Here is a 17,489-nt window from a genome sequence, read left to right as displayed (position 1 = left end):
TAGGCCTGGGACAATGTCTTCATGGCGCATAAGATGAAAGACGTTTAAGCTTGCTTTTTCTTCTTACGGTTCATCACGATAACAATCACCAATACGATCAACGCAATGGGAATCAATGCCGCCATGGAGTAACCTATCAGGGTGCCCAAATTATAGGCAAAAGAATCGACAGAAGATCCACCGTTTTTATTGGAGATAATAAAGTAGCCTATTTGTTGATCCAGTTGTACCATGTCCTTGTAAAAGGCATCAAACCCTGAAGCGGGTACATGATCATCCTGATTTTTGTAATAGTAATCCAAAGTCAGAATGTTCTCTGATGCATCATAATTGGAACTAAAATCATAGTAGAAGTAATCTGAGTTAATGGTCACAGACTCTGCTTGTGCCCTGATATACTCCGGAAGCATAATTTTCACATGTTGCTTCCGCACCATGGGGTATGAAAGGGCAAACGGAGTTGTTCGTTCCAATTGGGAAGGCATGGTGAGTACCGAGGTGAGGTTGGTAGGGTAGATGGAGAGGTTGATGTGATTGGTATTTTCCAATGACGGTCTCCAAATAGAATCCAATTTATAGCGTTCCAACAAGGCAAACTCATTTTTCGCAGCATCGTCAATAATAGTTGGTGCTGCCAAGGAAGAAGTACTGCCGTATGTTTCCGTATAAAATGCCATTAGTTCTTGTGCAATAACATCATTGCTATTGTTTCGGAAAATGGCTCTCATAAAATCCGCTTCGCCATCGTAATAATGTGTGCGAACCTCTAGTTCTGCTCCTTTGCCCATTTCATCCAACTTAAAGGTACTAAAGGTTTCCACCAGGTTGTTCCTAAAGTCTGAAATGGTATCCATAGCTGTCATGTTCTGGTCCAAGACCAATCCATAGCGGTAGTCGGGCATGTATACATTGTCAAAAGCACCGGCTTGATCCGTTAGGGTGGGATCGTACCACAAAGTGGAACCGTTTTGGTCCACCACTTTTACAATACAGTGATCAAAAACTTTGGAAGAAGGTGGCAAAGTGGGGAGTATCTTCCTTAAGGAAGTGTTCACCAAAGTGGGATAGGCCTCAATACCCATATCGTTCAACATGGCGGAGAACAGTACACTTTTATCCTTACAGTCCCCAAACCGTTGTTCCATGACCTTGTTAGGCGAATTGGGTTTATACCCTCCAATACCGGAGTGAATGGCCAGATATCTCACTTCATTCTGCACAAATGCCAAAGCCGCTCGAATCCTATCGCCTTCTTTTTTATTGGTGTTTCTGATTTCGGAAATAACATCCTGAAGTTCTTGGCTCAAAGGTTCTTCAAAAGTGAAAATGTCCCTTCCCCACGCAATTACATCGGACCAAGAGTCGTATTCGGTAACCAAAACAGAGGCATTTTGAACGTACCATGTGGGAGTTTGTTCTTCCAAAAGAATAGCCGGTACATCCTCTTGGGCCCACGCATAGTGGTTAACTCCTGCCTTTACCTTACGAACGGGCTCCAAATCCGTATTGATTAACTGATAGTGCAATGGGTCTTTGCTAAAGGCATGAGCCGAAATCTTGTCTATGGGTTGAGTGGAATTTAGTACAAAGCTGGTAGAGAACTTACCTTTTTGAATAGGGTTGAAACCTTTCTTGCTGTAACAGTAAAGAACAATATCCCCGTTACGGACATCGGGAATATTGACAAAGGCCGAAATGGTCCCATCATAGATGTAGTTCTCCGCATTGGTTTCCCTTCTAGCGGTTTGAATGTCTTGCTCTCTTAGCCTATTGATCACCTCTCCGTTACGAATCACATCAATTCGGTGAAAACGCAGTTTTTGATAGGTGGGGTCATAATCCGCCACCACGCTCGAAATGTTTTGGATGCCACTGTATTCAACAGCTTTGGAAACACTTTTAATATAGACTTCCTCTCGGTCCATATGAATCTGTTCCGTGTACAACAAAACATGGGTGCCTCCACTTACTCCATTTTCAGGGGCTTGTGCATTGGGGTCGTGTTTTTCCTTAACGATCCAACTGGGTTCTGGGGTAATGGAAACTTGGCTATTGCCAAGATGGAAAGAAAGCAATAGCAAGGGTAGGATGAGGGATTTTCGCATAGGGTATTTGGTATGGGTTGATTTTGTTTTGGCAGCCTAAAATAGTAAACTATGAAGATTTTACTGACATTTATTAGCTAAAATGCCTTTAATTATTGCCGAAGAGCTATTGCCCAAACAGCTACTGGTAAAGGTTCAAGATTTGTGAAATCCAACGCAGCTATCGCGGTCGCTACCTTTTTAATTGCTATAGCCTATTGAAGAAGTACGCAAATCCATCTCATATGTCATTGCAATTAAGGCTGATTTGCCCCCAAAAAAGGCAATCACTACATTTATAGGATCAAAAACAATTCACGATGAAATCACTATCCACTTCCGTTCTATTTGTTGCCTTGTTGCTCAGCTTTTCATGCAAGCAAAAAGCCAAAACCGAAAGCACTCCTGAACCAACACCCTTAGAGGTAAAAGTAAAGGGAGTTGAAGTTGCCTATGCTTCAGATTCCACCAACCTGAAAGGGTATATTGCCTTTGATGAGAATAGTACAGAAAAACGCCCTGGAATACTTATTGTACACGAATGGTGGGGTCACAACGATTATGTACGGGAACGGGCCGATATGTTGGCCGAGCTTGGGTACACGGCCTTGGCCGTGGATATGTATGGAGATGGGAAGCAGGCCGACCATCCAGATGATGCCGGAAAGTTTGCGATGAGTGTTATGAGCAATTTACCCGAAGCCAAAGCTCGATTTAACGCCGCTGTAGAATTGTTAAAACAACATGAATCCGTAGATACGGAAAAACTCGCTGCCATTGGATATTGTTTTGGAGGAAGCGTGGCCTTGACCATGGCCAATAGCGGGGCTGACCTTGATGCTGTAGCAGCATTCCATAGTGGGGTTTCTCTACCTGTAATGCCAACCAAGGACCTAAAAGCGCAAGTGTTGGTGTGCAACGGAGCCGATGACCCGTTTATCAGCGCTGAATCCATTACGGCCTTTACCTCGGCCATGGATTCCATTGGAGCCAAGTACGAATACATTTCTTATCCTGGTGTAAAACATAGTTTTACTTCCAAAGAAGCAGATGCCAACGGCGAAAAGTTCCAGTTGCCCTTGGAGTATAATGCCGAGGCGGACCAAAAATCTTGGGCCAGTTTGCAAGAATTATTGGATCAAGTTTTTTAGGAACCGAACCCTATCAATACAACATATGGAATGGGAAGCTTGTTGAAACGGGCTTCCCATTTTTTATTGAAGAAATACTCAAATTTTGGTTGATGACAATTCAACCATCCATTGCGATGGTACAACATAAAGAGCTTCGGCAAACCTAGGCGATTATTGATTTTTGGAGGGTGTAAAACTCTAAAACCAATCATCAATGTCAACAACAGAAGTTTTTTCGATCGCCGGTATGATGGCAATGCCGATGTGGCTTTTAATGATCTTTCTTCCCAAGTGGAAGGTGACCCGCTTTTTAATAGACTATCGGGTAATTCCAATTCTACTGTCCTTAATATATGCGTGTTACATCATCTTGCACCTACAAACGGGTGGTAGTCTTGATTTTGGAAGTTTATCGTCTGTGATGTCTTTGTTTACTGAGGAAGACGCAGTACTGGCCGGCTGGGTGCATTACTTGGCTTTTGATCTACTGATAGGCATGTGGATGCTGAACCAAAACCAAAATTTGGGAATTCATCAACTCTTGATGGCACCTTGCCTCTTTGCCACCTTTATGCTTGGGCCGGTGGGCTTTTTACTCTTCATGTTATTCCGAACCATAAAACTAGGAAGGTCATGAACAGCGTAAAAGAAGTACTTGGTACTATAAAACAGCACAGTCCCATCTTGTTTGCTATAGGGATGTTCCACTTTATCCTTGCGGTCGTTTGTATTATTGGATTTTTTATTGATGACCGAATGTTGGTCGGAATCAATGTGTGGATTAAACCTCTCAAATTCTCCATTTCTGGAGGGATTTATATCCTCACAGCCGGTTTATTGTCCACTTTATACCCATTTTCCAAAAGAAAGCGAAACATTATAAACAATTTGGTGTCCTGGCCTTTATTGTTGGAAATTATTATTGTGGTCCTCCAAGCTTCCCGTGGGGTGCAATCGCATTACAACCAATCCAATCTATTGGATGGGATTCTATTTGCAATCATGGGCTTGCTGATAAGCATAGTGGTGTTCACTATGGTCTTTTATATAGTGGAAACCATCCGATTAAAAATGCAAGTACCCAGACCAGTACAATGGGGCATATTGTTGGGCTGGATAGTAGTGTTGTTTGGAAGTTGGGTAGGAGGCCAGATGATTGGACAAATGGCACACAATGTAGGTGTGGCAGATGGAGGTGAGGGACTACCCTTGCTCAATTGGAGCACTATTGCGGGTGATTTGCGCGTAGCCCATTTTTTCGGATTGCACGGCATTCAAATAATTCCTTTATTCGCATTAGCGGTCACCAGAAAATGGAAGGCATCCAAAATGGCCAAAAATATTGTAGTCATCCTTTTTGGATTATGTTATGCCTCTTGGATTGCATACACCTTTTATCAGGCCAAACAGGGCCTACCCTTGGTAGGGCTTTAAACCAATGATTCTATGGGGCTTTTAAACAAAACAAATCGGATAAAATATTTAGCCTTTAACGACCTATGGTTCATGTTGGGAGGTATTGTGCTCCTAAGCTTCGTAACGGATTTTCTATTTTCCGGTGGCTCTTTTGGTAAATGGCCGTTTGTTGAAGCCACCATCAATTGGAGTGTTTCCCTCATGTTTGCAACGGTCAATTGGTTGATCATTCGTACAATTCTTATCGCTTTGCGCAAAAGATACCCGAGTCTAAAGGATAATAAAAAACGTATCCCCTTGTTTTTCCTTTCCATAGTATTTACCGTACTAACCGTGGACTATTTGGGTAGTTCAATATTGGGCGTCATATTTGGCGACAGCTATAATCATCCGATCAGGTCAAGAATTGTGGTGCCCGTTATCTTGATCAGTTTGATGACCATGGCCATGTATGAGGCCATATATTATTATGTCTGGCTAAAGAAGTCCATCAGGGAAGAGGAGCAAGCTAAGCGGGCAATTGTACAGGCACAATTGGACGCATTGCGGAATCAAGCACAGCCTCACTTTTTTTTCAATACTCTTAACACGCTTCGCGATATCATAGATCAAAACACCAGGGAGGAAGCAAAGGAATTTGTGAATCGCTTGTCTGAAGTATACCGGTTTATATTGGACTCTGGAAATGCAAACCTTATCCCCTTAAAGGATGAAATAAAATTCGCGGAAGCTTATATCCATATACAAAAGGAGCGCTTTGGTGAAAATCTCCAAGTGGATTGGAATTTTTCTGAAGAAGCGAAAAAGCTGTTGATAATTCCCATGAGTTTACAATTGTTACTGGAGAACGCCGTGAAGCACAATGTTGTTTCCAAAGCCAAGCCCTTATGTATACATATTACTGTTGAGGATGGAAAATTGAAGGTCAGCAACAAAATACAACCAAAGTCCACCCAATTGCCAACCACCAAATTGGGGTTGAAAAACATTGAGCGGCGCTATGCACTTATATCAGAGCAACAGGTAACAATATCTAAAGCAAATGACCTTTTTGAAGTGATGTTGCCTTTGTTAAAGAATGACGATCAAAAAAATTCGCATGCAAATACTGATCATTGAAGACGAAGCCCGGGCGGCTAACCAATTGCAGAACTTGTTGCAAACCATAGCGTTTGAATATAACCTATTGGGAATCATGGACACCGTGGAAGAAAGTGTGGCCTGGTTTCAAAATAACAAGGCACCCGATCTAGTGTTTATGGATATTCAGCTTGCAGATGGCCTAAGCTTTGAAATTTTCCAGAACGTACAAGTACCTTGCCCCATCATATTCACCACCGCTTTTGATCAGTATGCCATTCGCGCATTTAAGGTGAATAGTGTGGATTACTTGTTAAAGCCCATACAGCAAGCAGACTTGGAACAGGCCTTGGATAAGTTTAAGCGCTCTACCCAAGAGCTTACCATAAGCCATGAAACGCTTCAAAACTTTTTGGCTGACATGCGTGTAGGCAGCCAGCGAGAGGGCATTCTGGTTAAAGAGGGTGATGGTTTTGCCCAACTTCGTATTTCCGATTTGTTGTATGCCTATTCCGAAGACAGCATAACCTTTGGGGTAACAGCTCACAAAAGGGTGATAATTGATGAGACCTTGGATCAATTGTATCCTACCTTGGATGCCAATCATTTCTTCCGAATCAACAGAAGTCAAATTGTGGCAAAGCCCTCCATTTTAAAAATTGAACGGTATTTTAACCACCGATTGAAGTTGGCAATAACCAATGCCAGGGATCAGGAGTTTATTGTTAGTAGACCCAAAACCAATGATTTTAAAAGTTGGCTGAATCGGTAGACATCCGCTTGTGATTTTTTCGGATGTATGGAATTAGGGTTCGGGCACTTTTTAGCACGTGGGGATATTGGAATTTCTTAAATACCATGCGTATAAATAATGGACACCTCCTGTAAATATTTTTTACAGTTTTGACCATATCTTATTGTTGACAGCAACATAATTAACTAATAATCAGTAAGTTGTAAATATGGCATACATATGGCTGTGGCAATTGCAAATTCCTATGGAATTTTTCCGGACCTCCTAATCAAAAGGTCCCATACCTCAAAAAACGAATATCATGATAAGGAACTATCTAAAAATCGCCTGGAGAAATAGCGTAAAACACAAGTGGATATTTTCCATCAATATTGTTGGGCTTGCCTTAGGAATTGCCTCTTGCTTGGTTATCCTACTTTTTGTGGTTGATGAGCTAAGCTACGATCGTTATAATGAAAAGGGCAATGAAATTGTGACTGTTGCCTTCAGGGCAAAGGTAAGTGGGGAAGAGATTAAGGAAGGTTCTATAATGGCTCCCGTTGGAAAGACATTGAAACAGGAATTTCCTGAAGTAGTGGATGCCACGCGAATTAGAAATGGCCATACTCCAAAGATTATTGTGGACAATCAAGCGTTCCGTGAGGACAAGTTCGCATTTGTAGATGCCAACTTTTTCAATGTTTTCACACTTCCGATCATTGAGGGGGACAACAGAACGCCGCTTAATGAACCCTTTACAGCCGTTATCACCAAAGCCGAAGCCCTAAAGCTTTTTGGAGCTTCCAATGCCATTGGTAAATCATTTTACGTAGATGGAAGCGAACAACCCTTTAGAGTGACCGGTGTTATCCAAGAGGTGCCGAGAAACTCACATTTTCATTTTGACATTTTTGCCTCTATGGAAGGGCTTGCCGAGGCCAAGAGTGATTCTTGGTTTGAGGGTAGTTTCTTTACCTATCTACTCTTAAGAGAAGGAACAGACTACAAAAACCTGGAGAGCAAACTGCCCAACATTTTGGAAAAATACATGGGCCCCAACATGCAAGAGGTGTTAGGCATGCCTTATGAGGAATTCATCAAGGAAAATCGGTTGGGATTTAAATTGTTCCCGTTGTTGGATATCCATTTATATGCAGACAATGCCGTCAATGATCAATTGGAGCAGGGCGGCGACATAAAGTATGTCTACATCTTTAGTGCTATAGCCCTGTTTATGCTGCTGATTGCCTGCATTAACTTCATGAACTTGTCAACGGCCACGGCAGCAAAAAGGGCCAAAGAGGTAGGTATTCGAAAAGTTTTGGGCTCCAACAAGAACCAACTGCTCTATCAATTTTTGGCCGAATCGTTTATTGCTACATTGTTTGCAATGCTTTTGGCTGCTATATTGGTGTTCTTTTCGCTACCTTATTATAACGAACTCTCTGGGAAGGAACTGGAGCTTTCCTTCCTTGGGCGACCTGTGGTTCTGGCGTCTCTTTTGCTCTTAACGCTTTTTGTCAGTTTGTTGGCGGGGAGCTATCCGGCTTTCTTTTTGTCGTCCTTCAAACCCATTGCAGCACTAAAGAATAAGTTCTTCGGAGGTGGTTACAATAGAGGTGTTCGAAGTGGTTTGGTGGTATTTCAATTTATCATTTCTGCTGGATTGATTTTGGCAACCCTTGTGGTCAACCAGCAAATGCAGTATATTCAAAATAAGGATATTGGTTATGAAAGAGATCAATTGCTTGTTATTCGGGAAGCATATCTATTAGGTAATGATCAGGCAGCTTTCAAAAATGAAATGCTGAAAAACCCCAAGGTAGCATCCATTACCCAATCTGCCTTTACACCAGCCGGGGATTCGGATGATAGTCAGACTTTGATTTCAAACGAGGGTCAATTCGTTAGAAGAATGCCTGTTTACAATATAGATGAGAACTACATTCCTACAATGGGCATGGAGTTGGTGGCCGGAAGAAATTTTTCCAAGGAGTTTGGTGCCGATTCAACAAACCTGATTATTAATGAAACCGCAGTAAAAGTACTGGGGCTTGGTGAAAACCCATTGGGTAAAACCATTACCGAAGGCAATAACAACACAAGAACCATAATTGGAGTGGTCAAGGATTTTCACTTTAAGTCCTTGCACCAACCCATAGATCCATTATTTATGATGTATGCACCTTATGGTGGATTGATTATCAAAGCAAAATCTTCCGACATGTCAGGCCTTATTGCAGATGCCAATACGCTTTGGAACGACTTTGGGAGTAGCGAGCCATTCGGATATACTTTGCTTGATGATTCCTATCGGCAGACCTATGTTAGGGAACAAAAAATGGGAACTGTGTTAAATGTCTTTGCGCTTTTGACCATTTTGGTTGCCTGTTTAGGTTTATTGGGCCTCGTTACCTTCACTGCGGAACAGCGCTTCAAAGAAATTGGAATACGAAAAGTTCTGGGTTCATCGGTAATCGAAATTGTTATGATGCTCTCCAAAGATTTTTCCAAATTGGTTTTTATCTCATTTTTGATAGCCTTCCCCCTTGGTTATTATCTAATGGGTAAATGGCTGGAAGGCTTTGCCTATCGCATAGCAATACCATGGTGGCTTTTTGTCTTGGCGGCATGCGTTACATTGTTGATAGCCCTTGGAACCATAGGATGGAAAAGCTTTCAAGCAGCGACCATGAATCCGGTCAAGGCCCTTAGGGACGACTAAAGGCTTCCGATAAACGTCGGTCGGGTTTTAAAAGTGATTTATAAGCTACAGGAAATAAGTGTCTCTAATTCTTAAGCGGATGGGAACCATGTGCTAGAGAAGCCATAATCATGATTTTTATTTCATTTGTTTTTTGGAATATCTACAATAGTTGTACTCTTGTTACATTCTAAAGATTGCAGACAAGTGGGAAAAACAAAAATTGGGATTATCAATGTATCTGATCGTGCCAGTCGCGGGGAATATGAAGATTTACCGGGTAAAGAGGTCAAACGGCTTCTGGACTTGTGGTTGGTCACCCCGTGGGAAGCCGCATATGCGGTAATTCCGGATGAACAGGATTTGTTGGAAAAGGAAATGATCAATATGGCTGATGAAAAGGGTTGTTGCCTAATAGTGACAACTGGAGGTACTGGGCCTGCTGTTCGCGATGTAACCCCTGAGGCAACTATAGCCGTCTGCGAAAAACTACTGCCAGGATTTGGGGAACGGATGAGGCAAGTGAGCTTGCAATACGTTCCTACGGCCATCTTGTCCCGTCAGACAGCAGGAATCCGTGGGAATACATTGATTGTCAATTTACCAGGAAAGCCCAAATCCATTCGGGAATGTCTGGAGGCTGTTTTCCCCGCTATTCCATATTGTATTGATTTAATAGAGGGGCCTTATCTGGAATCAAATCAGGAAGTTATGAAAGTATTTCGACCCGGTCAATGGTGAGGAATGCAGGAACGGCATAGCAGCTCATCCAGTACCAAAAAATGATACCCTTCTGCTTTTTGGACCCACCATAACGTCATTCAGATAAAAAGTGCTGAGTTTTGCCTATGAAAGCTTTACTTTCATGTATTGTTTAGCATGGGATTCAACTGCACTTTTTACTTTTTTCGGAGATTGAGCATCCTACTTTTAGTCGTGGGATTTGGGGTATTTCAAGCCAGTGCCCAAAAAAAGAACGCAGATTTCCGATATCATATTCGCAAAGCAACACAGCCAATCGTTATTGATGGCATAGTGGATGAACACGCTTGGCAAGAGGCCGATGTAGCGGATGATTTCTTTATGGTATTGCCCATGGATACCGGAAAGGCCAATGAACCTTCCGAGATTCGGATGACCTATGACGAAAAGAACATTTATCTGGCAGCTACATTTTTCAACAGTGTTCACGGGCAGTATTTTGTGGAATCCCTTAGAAGGGATTTTTCGTTTGGAAAGAATGATAATTTTTTGCTGTTCATGGATCCGTTTAACAATCAAACCACTGGTTTTTCCTTTGGTTCCAATGCCGCAGGGGCGCAGTGGGATGGTACCATGTTTGGCGGAGGCAGTGTGGACCTAAATTGGGATACCAAATGGATCTCCAAGGTAAAGCAGGACCCGGATAAATGGGTGGTGGAAATGGCCATTCCCTTTAAATCCATTCGCTATGAAGATGGCGTTACCGAATGGGGCATCAACTTTAGCAGGTTGGATTTAAAATCCAGTGAAAAATCCAGCTGGACCCCTATACCGAGACAATTCCCTACGGCCTCGCTGGCCTATACGGGTGTGCTGGTGTGGGATGCACCTCCACCAGCTCCCAAAACCAACATTTCGGTAATTCCGTATGTGCTGGGAGAGGTGGTTCAAGATTTTGATGAAGCAGACGACTTTGAAAAAAGGGTAGGGGGTGATATAAAGATCAGCCTAAGTTCTTCCTTAAACCTAGACCTGACTGTAAATCCTGATTTTTCCCAGGTGGAAGTGGACCGTCAGGTTACCAATTTGGACCGCTTTGAGTTGTTTTTTCCTGAACGTCGCCAATTTTTCCTGGAAAACGCAGACTTGTTTGCCAATTTTGGATACCCAACAATCCGCCCATTTTTCTCAAGGCGCATTGGATTGGGAGTTCCCATTAGGGCAGGAGCCAGATTGAGCGGAAACTTAAATGAAAAATGGCGCTTGGGCGTCATGGATATGCAGACCGCAAAGGTGGACGAAGAGGGTAGGCCAAGTCAAAATTTTGCAGTGGTCTCTTTACAACGTAAGATGTTTAGCCGATCTAGCCTTGGTTTTCTTTTTGTGGACAAGGAATCACTTCGATATCCACATGAAGCAGATTCATTGCGGACGTTGTTCTCCAAGTTCAATCGGAATTTGGGAGTGGAATACAATTTGGCCTCTTCCAATAATCTATGGACGGGAAAGGCCTTCATGCTGAAATCGTTTGCCCCAGGTCGTTTGAACGGAAATGGGATTACCCAGGCCGCACATTTGGAATACAAAAGCCGAATCTGGAACTGGGGCGTACAAGAACAATCGGTTGGAGAAAACTATACCGCAGAAGTTGGATTCGTTCCCAGGAAAGACTTTATCAATATAAATGCGTTTATAGGCCATACTTTTTTTCCAAAAAATGATGAAGGGAGGCTCGTGAGCCATGGTCCAAAAATCAATAGCAGCTATTTCCTAAATCAAAAATGGGAGCGTACCGATAACTTTACCGAACTGGAATACTTACTAAGTTTCCGAAATCGAAGCAGTTTTGAGGTTGGATTTGTAAATGAATATGTAGAATTATTGGCTCCGTTTGATCCCACGCGTTCAGGCAAGGATTCCTTGGCTACGGGAACCAAGCATCGTTGGAATGCCTTTCGAGTGGATTACGCCTCCAAACCGCAAAGTATGTTCACTTACACTGCTGGAGGCTATTTTGGAGGCTACTATCTAGATGGAAGACGCATTAACCTCAATGGAGAATTGGGATATCGTTTTCAGCCCCATGTGAGCCTCAATGCTAACCTCAGCTATAACCATATTAGTTTGCCAACGCCTTGGAACGATACCGAATTTTGGTTAATTGGTTCAGAGGTGGATGTAACGTTTACCAACACTTTGTTCTTTGCGACTTTGTTTCAGTACAATGAACAATCCAGAAATTTTAATCTGAATTCAAGGTTTCAGTGGCGCTATAAACCGGCATCTGACCTGTTCTTGGTCTATACCAATACGCAGTTGCTGGATCCCCGTGTCGGTAAAAGTTGGTCACTCACGCTAAAATTCACTCACTGGTTTAATTGGTGAAAGTTCTGTTCCAGGTTTTTATTTCCTTATATGGCAGATTTGCCAATCCTATATTTTAGGATAGGAATGGATTCTTATTTCGGAAGAGGCTTCGTTACAACATGTTTATCAGACATTTATCGAATATATTTCCAATTTTCACTGGTATCTTCAATCTTGTAGGTACTAATTGAATCCATGCACGCATATTTATTTCCAGGACAAGGAACGCAATTTCCCGGTATGGGAAAAGAGTTGTACGAGAGTTCAGCTTTGGCGAGGGATTACTTCGAACACGCCAATGAACTTTTGGGCTATTCCATTACCGATGTTATGTTTTATGGGTCTGCTAAAGATTTGAAGCAAACAAAACATGCCCAACCCGCAATTTTTCTTCATTCCTATATCCAGACCAAAATGCTTGGGGATAAATTTCAACCGGACATGGTGGCAGGTCATTCCCTTGGTGAGATATCCGCTTTGACCGCCGCTTCGGCAATGGACTTTGAATCTGCCATAAAACTTATCAGTGCCCGCGCCTCTGCAATGCAATCGTTGTGCAAGCTCGAGAATACAGGTATGGTTGTGGTAGTGGGTCTTTATGATGTGATTGTAAAAAATGTATGTAAACAAGTAGATGGCATTGTGGTACCTGCAAATTACAACACCTTGCAACAGGTAGTGATTTCTGGTGAAATGAAGGCCTTGGATGAAGCAAGTCAAAAACTGAAGCATGGAGCGGAGAGAGTGGTAAAACTGACCGTCAACGGGGCATTTCATTCCCCCTTTATGGAACCGGCAGTGGATGAATTTACCCAAGCTATTGAAAAAGCGCAGTTTAAAGAACCGATTTGTCCAGTCTATCAGAACATTGCTGGCCGTCCAGTGAGCAACGTAGCGGATATAAAGAAAAACCTCATAGACCAATTGACTTCTCCAGTAATGTGGCGACATGGTATCCTACACATGATTGAAGACGGTGCTACGGAATTTACTGAAATTGGGCCAGGCAAATTTTTGAGCGGCCTTGTTCACCAAATTGATAAGAAAGTAAAAACAAACCCTACTGTTGCACAGGAACCTGTGATTTAATTCTCTGTTAACCACAGCTATTCTTCTTAATTTTTATTTAGTAGCCCAATTTGCCGTAGGTTTCTGTCAATAAGAAATATCCTGTCAACTATTAAAAATCTTGGTTAAGTAACGATGTCATATTAGGCAGAAACGTTAAACTTTTGTTTTAGGCGGACAGTATCCAATGGTTTTATCGAAATAGAATGAGCCCGTAATTATCTGGTTCTTTTTCATTAGGTAAATTTAAATAGCGTATTATTATAGTAATCAATTACATATACTATAAAACCAGCTGGTATGATCAAAATCGCCTATATAGGTGCAGGAAGTTTACAGTTTGGACCCATCATAGTCCAAGATATTCTGATGAGTGATGTGCTTACAGGAGATGACCTGGAAATTCATTTGATGGACATTGAGCGTTCACATTTGGATCATGTTGTTGAACATGGAACCTATGTCAGTCAAAAGCTCTCGCGAAACGCCAAGATTTTTGCTACTACAGATAGGGATGAAGCTATAAAGGATGCCCATTTTGTTATCTGTGCCCTGGAAAAGGACCGAAATGTATACTGGTCCCAAGACTTTCATATACCCCGGAAGTATGGATTCAAACAAGTGTATGGCGAAAATGGGGGAGTGGGGTCGCTCTTCCATGCCTTGCGAAACATTAAAGTAATTATGGAACTGGCCCGCAGCATGGAAAAACTTTGCCCCAATGCCACGTTGCTCAACTTCTCCAATCCAGAACACAAAATATGTGAGGCCGTAACCCGATTGACCACTATTAAAACCGTGGGTTTGTGCCATGGTGTCTTTATGGGTAGGGAACAACTGTCCCAACTACTTGAGATTCCCTTGGATGACCTGCAAACCAAAGCTTGTGGTATCAATCATTTTACCTGGTTTCAAGAAGTCAAACGAAAATCAAGCGGAGAGGATTTGTATCCCAAACTCAAAGAAATTGAACTCCAGGGAGACTGGCTGGCCCAATGGCACGAAATTGCCTTGGGACGAATATTGTTTCGCAGATTTGGCCAATGGCCCTCGCCAGCATCCAATCATTATGGGGAATACCTTAGATGGGCAGAGGAATTTGTGATTCCCCAATTGCAATTTTTCTATGACCCGGCCGAAGGACATCCGTGGGAAAACAACCAAATTCCCGAAGGCGTGTATACGGTGGACCGTGTGGATTATGAAAGGGAATGGGCCAAGGATTGGGACAAGAAACTACTACCAGTTGGTTCCACCGAGGAAATCCAGTTGGAAAATGAGGATGGCAGTTTTAAAAGTTCAGGGGAAATAGCCACACTGATTATGGAATCTATAATTTCTGATAAAAAGCAGTGGCTTGAAGCCGTTAATATGCCCAATAAGGGCGCCATTCCAAATTTGCCCGATGAATTAGTGGTGGAAGCTCCTGCTTATGCTGATGCCTCTGGTATTAAGCTTGTATCCATGGAACCAATTCCTGAAGGGATTGCAGCAACCATACGCTTGCATGCCAGCATCCATCAGCTTTTGGTAGAGGCTTATCAGGAAAAATCAAAAGACAAACTGCTACAGGCCATTCTTTTGGAACCAACTGTTAATTCGTATCGAAACGCCGTTGACATGTGCAATGAAATGTTGGAATTGCAAAAAGAAGTTTTGCCGGAAATCAATTGAACTAGATGAACAACATCAATATTGTAAAAAAATAGATGGGTTTGGCGCTGTTGGACTGGGCCGTCATTGTAGGATACTTGTTGCTAAGTATTGGTATCGGTGTCTTTGTGGTCAAACATAACTCGAAGAACATCACCGATTTTTTTGTTGCGGGTCGCAATCTACCGTGGTGGCTACTGGGTACTTCAATTGCAGCAACCTGGTTTGCTACGGACGCTCCGCTTGCAGTAACAGCACTTGTCAGAAGCAAAGGTATTTATGGGAATTGGCTTTGGTGGTACCTAGGGACCGGGATCATGATGATGGTATTTTTCTATGCCAAATATTGGCGTAGATCAGAGATTTTGACCGATGCCGAGATGATAGAGCTCCGATACAGTGGTAGGTCTGCTTCCATTTTAAGAGGTTTTACTGCAGCTTTCTTCGGAATTTTCAAGAATTGTATTTCCCTCGGATGGATCATGTTGGCCATGCTGAAATTTTCCAACATCATGTTGGGATGGAGCGCAGAATTTGCGTTGGGAATCACATTGGCATTTGCCCTTTTACATACCTTGAGCTCAGGAATCAAAGGGGTGGTTATTTTGGACATGCTGCATTTTTCGGCTGGAACCATTAGTACCATAATTCTTGCGATTCTGGTTTTGGTCCAAATAGGTGGTCCAACAGAGTTGGCTGAGCAGATCTCAGCTCGGGCAGATGCTCCGGCAGGAGTAATGGATATGCTCCCTGATTTGTCCCATATTGGACCTACGGAGATGATAGCCTTTGTCTGTTTGATTGGGATTTTGTGGTTGGGGCAGGCACAAGGAGACGGGTATATTGTACAACGTTTGTTCTCTGCAAAGAACGAAAAACATGCCATTAAGGCTTCGCTTTGGTTCGCAGTGGCTGGGGTTGTAATTCTTACTTGGCCTTGGATAGTGGTGGGGCTGGGCTCTGTGGTAATACTTCCCATTTCAGAGGCATCCGAAGCACTATTGGCGGATCCCGAGTTGGCCTACCCCATGATGATCAATGAAGTTTTACCTGTCGGACTAAGGGGATTGTTGGTCGCAGCTTTTATGGCGGCCTTTATGAGTACAGTGGATACCCATCTCTGCTGGGGAGGCTCTTATATGGTCAATGATATCTATAAACGGTTTATCCGTCCCGATGGAAACGACAGGCATTATCTGTTGGTATCCCGAATCAGCATTGTGCTTTTGTTGGGGCTTTCCGCGGTGGCGGCCTGGCAGATGGATAGCATAGCCGGGGCTTGGATCTATATTATCGAGATTGTGTCCGGGATTGCCATAATTTTAATGCTGCGCTGGTTCTGGTGGCGCATTAACGCGTGGTCTGAAATTGCCAGTATGCTTTCCGCCTTGATTCTGGCCAATGGTTTTTTATGGATCAAGTGGATCCATGGTTGGGGATGGGTAAGCGATTCAGTTTTGGAGATGATAAATGGCTGGTATCATGAAGATGTAGCCTTGATACGTGCAACTGTGCTCCTGGTGCTGTGCACCGCCATCAGTATTCTGGTCACCTTTTTGACGAAACCTGTGGATAATGCCACATTATTGCATTTTTATACCAAAGTACGACCCAAAGGGTGGTGGGGACCTATTGCCAAACAGGTTCCCGATTTGGTGGATAGAAGTTCTTTCAAAGGTTCATGGTTGGGTTTTCTTTTCGGAGTTGTTTTCTTGAACAGTATTCTGTTCAGTGTAGGACATGCGGTTTTAGGGAGGTATGGAAGTGCTTTTATTTTAATGTTGGTTGGTGCAATTTGCGGTTGGCTCACTTTAAAATTTGTGGCATCAACCCAAACACAGGAAGCTGATGCGAATTCATAGATTCACTGATATCATGAAAATGGGGCAGCATGCCACTTCCATATTTTTGGATGAACTCACGATTAAACCGAATCTTCTTTTGTGCGCGGCTACTGGGAGTTCTCCTTTACCCTTGTATCAAGAGATTGCCCTGGAAGCTAAGAAAGACCAGGAGCAGTTTGAACAGTTACGGATTATTCCCTTGGATGAATGGATTGGTCTGCCTTCAGAAGAAGGTAGTTGTCATGCGTATTTGGAAGAACAGCTTTTGAATCCTTTGGAAATTCCAAGCAGTCAGTACTTCGCATTTAACCCGTTGGCAGAGAACTTGGAAGAAGAGTGTTTGCGAATACAAGCCATTTTGGACAAGCAAGGCCCCATTGACCTATGTGTCTTGGGATTGGGTAGGAACGGACATTTGGGACTTAACGAGCCATCCGACATTTTGCAGCCTCATTGTCATATTGCTGATTTAACGTTGGAATCCCAACAGCATCAAATGCTTAAAGGGTCAAGCCAAAAGCCCACTAGGGGAATAACGCTGGGTATGGAAGATATTCTGATGTCGAAACGGATTATCCTGCTGATTTCGGGAGAGGGCAAGGAGCAAGCTAGGGCTATTTTTTTTTCCAAGAACATACATCCGAATTGTCCCGCCAGTTTTCTTTGGAAGCACAACAATGTGGATTGCTTGGTGTTAGACTAAAT

The 17,489-nt window shown here is 42.8% G+C and carries 13 protein-coding genes; 12 read left to right on the top strand and 1 reads right to left on the bottom strand.

Annotation, left to right across the window (positions count from 1 at the left end; genetic code table 11):
* Window positions 1–44 precede the first annotated feature (44 nt).
* On the bottom strand, window positions 45–2,105 hold the full coding sequence (locus tag ACOOE0_RS14735; RefSeq protein WP_420399666.1) for a DUF3857 domain-containing transglutaminase family protein: 2,061 nt from the start codon (window positions 2,103–2,105) through the stop codon (window positions 45–47).
* A gap of 299 nt (window positions 2,106–2,404) precedes the next feature.
* Here ACOOE0_RS14735 and ACOOE0_RS14730 point away from each other — a divergent pair, with 299 nt between their 5' ends.
* The 12 genes from ACOOE0_RS14730 to ACOOE0_RS14675 all read left to right on the top strand — a co-directional run bounded on the left by ACOOE0_RS14730 (window position 2,405) and on the right by ACOOE0_RS14675 (window position 17,487).
* A complete protein-coding gene (locus ACOOE0_RS14730) occupies window positions 2,405–3,235 on the top strand; it encodes a dienelactone hydrolase family protein (protein WP_420399665.1) in 831 nt (276 codons plus the stop codon).
* A gap of 196 nt (window positions 3,236–3,431) precedes the next feature.
* Window positions 3,432–3,854, top strand: coding sequence for an ABA4-like family protein (locus ACOOE0_RS14725; protein WP_420399664.1), 423 nt, complete (start codon window positions 3,432–3,434; stop codon window positions 3,852–3,854).
* Window positions 3,851–4,651: a hypothetical protein gene (locus ACOOE0_RS14720; RefSeq protein WP_420399663.1), complete on the top strand. Its 801-nt coding sequence runs from the start codon at window positions 3,851–3,853 to the stop codon at window positions 4,649–4,651. Before ACOOE0_RS14725 ends, ACOOE0_RS14720 begins: the two co-directional genes overlap by 4 nt.
* Before the next feature lie 12 nt (window positions 4,652–4,663).
* Window positions 4,664–5,752, top strand: coding sequence for a sensor histidine kinase (locus tag ACOOE0_RS14715; RefSeq protein WP_420399662.1), 1,089 nt, complete (start codon window positions 4,664–4,666; stop codon window positions 5,750–5,752).
* On the top strand, window positions 5,733–6,485 hold the full coding sequence (locus ACOOE0_RS14710) for a LytR/AlgR family response regulator transcription factor (RefSeq protein ID WP_420399661.1): 753 nt from the start codon (window positions 5,733–5,735) through the stop codon (window positions 6,483–6,485). The genes ACOOE0_RS14715 and ACOOE0_RS14710 overlap by 20 nt, the downstream gene beginning before the upstream one ends.
* Window positions 6,486–6,768: 283 nt before the next feature.
* Complete coding sequence (locus ACOOE0_RS14705; protein ID WP_420399660.1) at window positions 6,769–9,171, top strand: ABC transporter permease; 2,403 nt, start codon at window positions 6,769–6,771, stop codon at window positions 9,169–9,171.
* A gap of 186 nt (window positions 9,172–9,357) precedes the next feature.
* Window positions 9,358–9,891: a molybdopterin adenylyltransferase gene (gene mog, locus ACOOE0_RS14700; protein ID WP_420399659.1), complete on the top strand. Its 534-nt coding sequence runs from the start codon at window positions 9,358–9,360 to the stop codon at window positions 9,889–9,891.
* A gap of 195 nt (window positions 9,892–10,086) precedes the next feature.
* Window positions 10,087–12,237, top strand: a complete 2,151-nt coding sequence (locus ACOOE0_RS14695; RefSeq protein WP_420399658.1) for a DUF5916 domain-containing protein — start codon at window positions 10,087–10,089, stop codon at window positions 12,235–12,237.
* Window positions 12,238–12,414: 177 nt separating this feature from the next.
* Complete coding sequence (gene fabD, locus ACOOE0_RS14690; protein WP_420399657.1) at window positions 12,415–13,308, top strand: ACP S-malonyltransferase; 894 nt, start codon at window positions 12,415–12,417, stop codon at window positions 13,306–13,308.
* A 279-nt stretch (window positions 13,309–13,587) separates the two neighbouring features.
* The gene (locus ACOOE0_RS14685; RefSeq protein WP_420399656.1) at window positions 13,588–14,961 is read left to right on the top strand and encodes a hypothetical protein; all 1,374 of its coding nucleotides are present in this window, start codon (window positions 13,588–13,590) and stop codon (window positions 14,959–14,961) included.
* A gap of 35 nt (window positions 14,962–14,996) precedes the next feature.
* Window positions 14,997–16,802 carry a sodium:solute symporter family protein gene (locus ACOOE0_RS14680; protein WP_420399655.1) on the top strand — a complete coding sequence of 602 codons (1,806 nt, stop codon included), beginning with the start codon at window positions 14,997–14,999 and terminating at the stop codon, window positions 16,800–16,802.
* Window positions 16,789–17,487: a galactosamine-6-phosphate isomerase gene (locus ACOOE0_RS14675; protein WP_420399654.1), complete on the top strand. Its 699-nt coding sequence runs from the start codon at window positions 16,789–16,791 to the stop codon at window positions 17,485–17,487. The genes ACOOE0_RS14680 and ACOOE0_RS14675 overlap by 14 nt, the downstream gene beginning before the upstream one ends.
* The last annotated feature ends 2 nt before the right edge of the window (window positions 17,488–17,489 follow it).

Origin of the sequence: Flagellimonas sp., assembly GCF_965215805.1 — a bacterium.
In the GTDB taxonomy this organism is placed as follows: Bacteria; Bacteroidota; Bacteroidia; order Flavobacteriales; family Flavobacteriaceae; genus Flagellimonas.
The sequence above is the reverse complement of the archived record's forward strand: the minus strand, read 5'-3'. Positions and strand labels throughout refer to the sequence as shown.